The organism is Streptomyces sp. T028 (assembly GCF_048159505.1).
GTDB lineage: Bacteria > Actinomycetota > Actinomycetes > Streptomycetales > Streptomycetaceae > Streptomyces.
In genome coordinates, this window is record NZ_JBLRVZ010000024.1 from 1 (window position 1) to 4,553 (window position 4,553).

General features: G+C 70.6%; 3 protein-coding genes and 1 pseudogene. 3 read left to right on the top strand and 1 reads right to left on the bottom strand.

Going from position 1 to position 4,553, the window contains the following annotated elements:
• The first annotated feature begins 329 nt into the window (after positions 1-329).
• Both ACLZN2_RS22830 and ACLZN2_RS22835 read left to right on the top strand, forming a co-directional pair.
• Positions 330-1,133 carry a class I SAM-dependent methyltransferase gene (locus ACLZN2_RS22830; RefSeq protein ID WP_416980851.1) on the top strand — a complete coding sequence of 268 codons (804 nt, stop codon included), beginning with the start codon at positions 330-332 and terminating at the stop codon, positions 1,131-1,133.
• A 190-nt stretch (positions 1,134-1,323) separates the two neighbouring features.
• Positions 1,324-1,503: a hypothetical protein gene (locus ACLZN2_RS22835; RefSeq protein WP_416980852.1), complete on the top strand. Its 180-nt coding sequence runs from the start codon at positions 1,324-1,326 to the stop codon at positions 1,501-1,503.
• A gap of 333 nt (positions 1,504-1,836) precedes the next feature.
• Here ACLZN2_RS22835 and ACLZN2_RS22840 read toward each other — a convergent pair.
• Positions 1,837-2,037, bottom strand: a pseudogene (locus ACLZN2_RS22840) (GNAT family N-acetyltransferase); the annotation flags it as partial.
• A gap of 170 nt (positions 2,038-2,207) precedes the next feature.
• Here ACLZN2_RS22840 and ACLZN2_RS22845 point away from each other — a divergent pair.
• Complete coding sequence (locus tag ACLZN2_RS22845) at positions 2,208-4,439, top strand: glycoside hydrolase family 36 protein (protein WP_416980853.1); 2,232 nt, start codon at positions 2,208-2,210, stop codon at positions 4,437-4,439.
• Positions 4,440-4,553 lie beyond the last annotated feature (114 nt).

Sequence of the window (4,553 nt, forward strand, 5' to 3'; positions counted from 1 at the left end):
ACAACCGGGCCGCTGGCCTGCCCACCATCAGCTCCGGAAAGCAAAAGGGTCCACCGACTCCGTCGGCGGACCCTCGCGAAAGATCGAGGCTAAAGCGCTCCGCGGTGAACGCGCGCTTGCCGGCCGCGGTCCCCATCGTGGCCGTTGGGGCGCCGGTGGAGTGGGGACCTGCGTCGGTGCGGCGTGTCGCGGTTTCCCACGAAATCCGGTGGAGTCTCAGCGGCCGGAAGTGGTTGGGTCCTGCTCAATGCTTCGCTGACACGGCCCGGCACAGTGCGAGGCGCAAGGTCCGAATCGCAGGCGCGGTCCAGCCCGCGTGTCGTCGAGTGATGGAGGTTATCGCGGTGGCTGGTTATGGGGCGCTTTCCGACGTATACGAGTGGCTGATCGGGGACGACAGGTTGACCCCCGCCAAGGCAGCCGCGGTTTACTACAGCGATGTTGTGGGCTCTCTGCCGCCCAACGCGCGCGTCCTCGACTGCGCGTGTGGAACCGGCCAGCTCGCCGTTGGTCTTGCGAGTCTTGGCCTTGACGTGGTCGCCGCAGACGCCAGCAGTGGGATGGTTCGCCGGACCGAGAAGGCCGCCGACGAGCAGGGTGTCTCGCTTCGAGCCCTCCGCGCGAGCTGGGACGAGCTGCCCGACCACCTGGAGGACTCCACGTTCGATCTGGTGTTCTGTGTCGGCAACTCGCTCGGGCACGCTGAGGGCGCAGCCGGGCGCCTGGCCGCACTGGACGCGATGTCGCGGCTGCTGAATCCGGGCGGACGCCTCGTGCTCACGTCACGCAACTGGGAGCTCGTGCGCTCCGCCGGCTCACGGGTAGACGTCCGCGATCGACTCATCCGCCGCAACGACCGCGATGCGGTCATCAGCTACTACTGGCAGATCGAGCAGCACTGGGAGCAGGAACACTTCCTCGAGATCGTGGTCGCCCAGATCGAGCCGGATGGGGCAGTGCGAGCCTGCTCGGAGCGGTTGTCCATCTGGCCCTACCGGTACGAGGGCCTCGTGGCGCAGTTGCGGAGCGTTGGGCTCACGGTGCAGACCACCACCTTCGACCCCGAGAGCGATGGATACCTGGTGGTCGCCAGCCGTGACCAGGCGCGAGGCACGTCTGAGCCGGCGCGCTGATCCGCCTTTCGTCGTCGTCGTTGCCGACCTGCCAGCTCGCGACCGCCTGCAGCACTTCGCGAAGTGTTCAGCGCTTGAAGCGGTTGCTGCGGGTGCGGTCCTCACCTTGCATCTGACCTGCTCAAGCTGAGGTTGGAAACAGCTCACGGTCTGCCTCACCGTCAGCTCACGTCAATAGCTGGGGAATTACGTGAACTTCCGCCTGGGGAATTTCGCGATCGTCCACAGGGAGGCGAAACTGCGCCTGCACGCGGTCTGCGAAGTGGAGGGGCACAGACCCTGGATCGTCGTTGCCGAGGTCGCGAACCCGGGGGTGGAGTACATCTCCGACGGTTCAGACGAGATGGAAATTCCGGAGCAGTACCGCTGAATCACGGCTGCCCGAGGTCGAGGCCCAAGCGGCCCCGGCGGCGCCGGAGAACCCTGGCGGCAGGTCCTCGCCGAGCGCCGCTGAACGCCACCGGCCCCGGACCAGCACAAGCAGCTCACCCGGAGTCGATACGCCGCTGGAGATCACACACGGTATCCAGTGGGCTGGGCTCCTCGGTGAACTGGCGACAGTTGAATACGCGAGCTCACCAGTACCGAGGCCGAGTGAGTGACGCTGTCGTGGATCTTGAAGCGCGGGAACTCAGCAGCCGCCCCTTCCGCTCCGGTCCGCCCTCGTCGTACGTCGTAGAGCAGTTGGAAGGTGCCGCCTTCACCCGTCGAACCCGGCGATCACCGTGCCCACCAGCCCACCGCCCAGCTCGGCCAGGAGCAGCGCCTCGGGATCGCGGGCCACCAGCCGCTCCACACCGGCGCGGTCGTCGCTGATGCTCGTGCCCTCGGCGGCGGTCTTCCAGAAGGCGAGGACGGTGTCCAGGTCGTCGGGCGTCGCGGCCCGTATACGCAGATCAGACATACGGCGATCCCACCACGGCCGAAGTGTCCGGACGGGGAATTCCACGATCCGGACGGCCACTTGAGCGGGTCGGGGGTGCGTGGATACCGTCGCTGCCGGTAAACGTTTTCTATCGACTGTAAGTTCTCCTTCCTGTCCGCCCAGCCACCCTCCCGGCCGGAGCCGCCCTCATGACCATCACCCACCTGCGCTGGGGGAACGCCGAGCTCTCCCTGCTCCTCGCCCTGGATTCCGCCGGGCCCGCGCGACTGCTGGCCGCCGGTGAGGCACCTTCCCTTCCGGATCCGGAACGGGAGCCGGAACTCTGCGCCGCCCTCGCGCACCGCGCCCTGCCCCTGGTCGAGGTGCAGACCACGGACGGCGGACGGCTCGGCACCTCCGGCAAGCGGCACGTCGACGGCGCCCTCTCCCGTGCCCTGCGCTGCACCGGCCATGAGGAGGAGCGAGTCCCGGGCCTGCGCACGCTGCGGGTCCGGATGGCCGACGAGACGACCGGGCTGCGGGTCACCGCCGAGTACCGGCTCCGCGACGGGTTGCCGGTGCTGCACGCCGTGGCCCGGGTGGAGAACGGGGGAGACGCCCCAGTGCCCCTCGAGTACGTGTCGTCGTTCGCGCTGTCCAACCTGGCCCGCACCCTGCCACCGGGCCGGCACTGGGAGGACGGGCTCGCCCTGTGGCTGGCGGGCAACCCGTGGAGCGGCGAGTTCCGCTGGTCACGGGCGACGCTCGCGGAGCGCGGCCTGTTCGACGTGGGCATGGTGGCGTACGGCCAGACCGGCTCGAAGAACCGGATCGCCGTGACCAGCACCGGATCCTGGTCCTCCTCCGAGCACCTGCCGATGGGCTGTCTGGAGGAGCCGGACACCGGCCGTGCGCTGGCCTGGCAGATCGAGCACAACGGCTCCTGGCACGCCGAACTCGCCGACCGCTTCGACGACCTGTACCTGGCGCTGTCCGGGCCGACCGACCGCGAACACCAGTGGAGGCGCCGGCTGGCGCCCGGGGAAGCCTTCCTTACTGTTCCGGTCGCCGTCGCACTCGTCCCCGAGGGCGGCTTCCAGGCCGCGGTGGCGGCGCTGACCGGCCACCGCAGGGCCGCCCGCCGCCCGCATCCCGATCTCGACGGGCTGCCGGTGGTCTTCAACGACTTCATGAACAGTCTGATGGGCGAGCCCAGCACGAAGGCGCTGCTGCCGCTCGTGGACGCGGCGGCGCGCGCGGGCTCCGAGGTCTTCTGCATCGACGCCGGCTGGTTCGACCCCGAGCCTCCCGGCACCGTCGGCCCGGGCGGGGTGCCCGGCTGGTGGGACGCCGTAGGGGAGTGGCGGGAGTCCGAGACCCGGTTCCCCGGCGGGCTCGGGGAGGTCATCGACCGCATCAGGGAAGCGGGCATGGTGCCGGGTCTGTGGCTGGAGCCGGAGGTGGTCGGCGTGCGCAGCTCCGTCGCGGCCGCGCTGCCCGACGAGGCGTTCTTCCGCCGGGACGGGGTCCGGGTCGTCGAATGGGGTCGTCACCAACTGGACCTGCGCCACCCGGCCGCCCGCGCCCACCTCGACACGGTCGTGGACCGGCTGGTGCGCGACTACGGCGTGGGCTACCTCAAGCTCGACTACAACATCGACATCGGCGCGGGCACGGACGGTTTCCCGGACACCGGCGCCTTTGGCCTCGACGGCGGTGCCGACGGCCTCGGCGACGGGCTGCTCGGCCACAACCGCGCCTACCTGGACTGGCTCGACGGCGTCCTCGACCGCCACCCCGGGCTGACCCTGGAGAGCTGCGCGGCGGGTGGCAGCCGCACCGACCACGCGATCCTGTCCCGGCTGCCCATCCACTCCGTCACCGACCAGCAGGACTTCCGGCTGCTGCCCGCCATCGCCGCCGCCGCGCCCACGGCCGTCACCCCGGAACAGGGCGCGATCTGGGCGTACCCGCAGCCCGAGCACACCGACGCCGACCTCTCCACCGTGCTGGTGTCGGCGCTGCTCGGCCGTGTCCACCTCAGCGGCCGGCCCGACCTGCTGAGCGACGAGCAGCACGCGCGCGTGCGTGAAGCCGTGAACACGTACAAGGGGTACCGCCACCTCCTGCCGACCGCCCGCCCGCACTGGCCGCTGGGCCTGCCCGGCTGGCGCGACGGCCATCTGGCCCTCGCCCTGTCGGCCGAGGACGGTACGACGCTGCTGGCGGTGTGGCGCCGCGCCGGGGCAGCCGCCACGCTGACGGTCCCCCTGCCCTGGACCGGGCCGGACGACCGGCCCAGGGTGCTCTTCGAGGCGCGGGGAGAGCCGGGCGAACGGACGGCGCTCGACTGGGACGCCGCCGCCCGGACGCTCCGGGTGCACCTTCCGGTGGAGGGTTCCGCAGCCCTGATCGCCCTCGCACAGGCCGCGCGGGACTGATCACGAGACCGGCCCCACCACTCGACCGGTGCCGGGTGGTGGGGCCGTACTCACGTCGTCCGGGGTCCTGTCCCGGCCCACGCCGCAGTGGCTGGTAAACGGTTACGGCGGTGG

Bases quoted from the DNA above. Each gene is read 5' to 3' on its own strand.
- ACLZN2_RS22830 (WP_416980851.1), top strand. From the start codon at position 330: ATGGAGGTTATCGCGGTGGCTGGTTATGGGGCGCTTTCCGACGTATAC.
- ACLZN2_RS22845 (WP_416980853.1), top strand. From the start codon at position 2,208: ATGACCATCACCCACCTGCGCTGGGGGAACGCCGAGCTCTCCCTGCTC.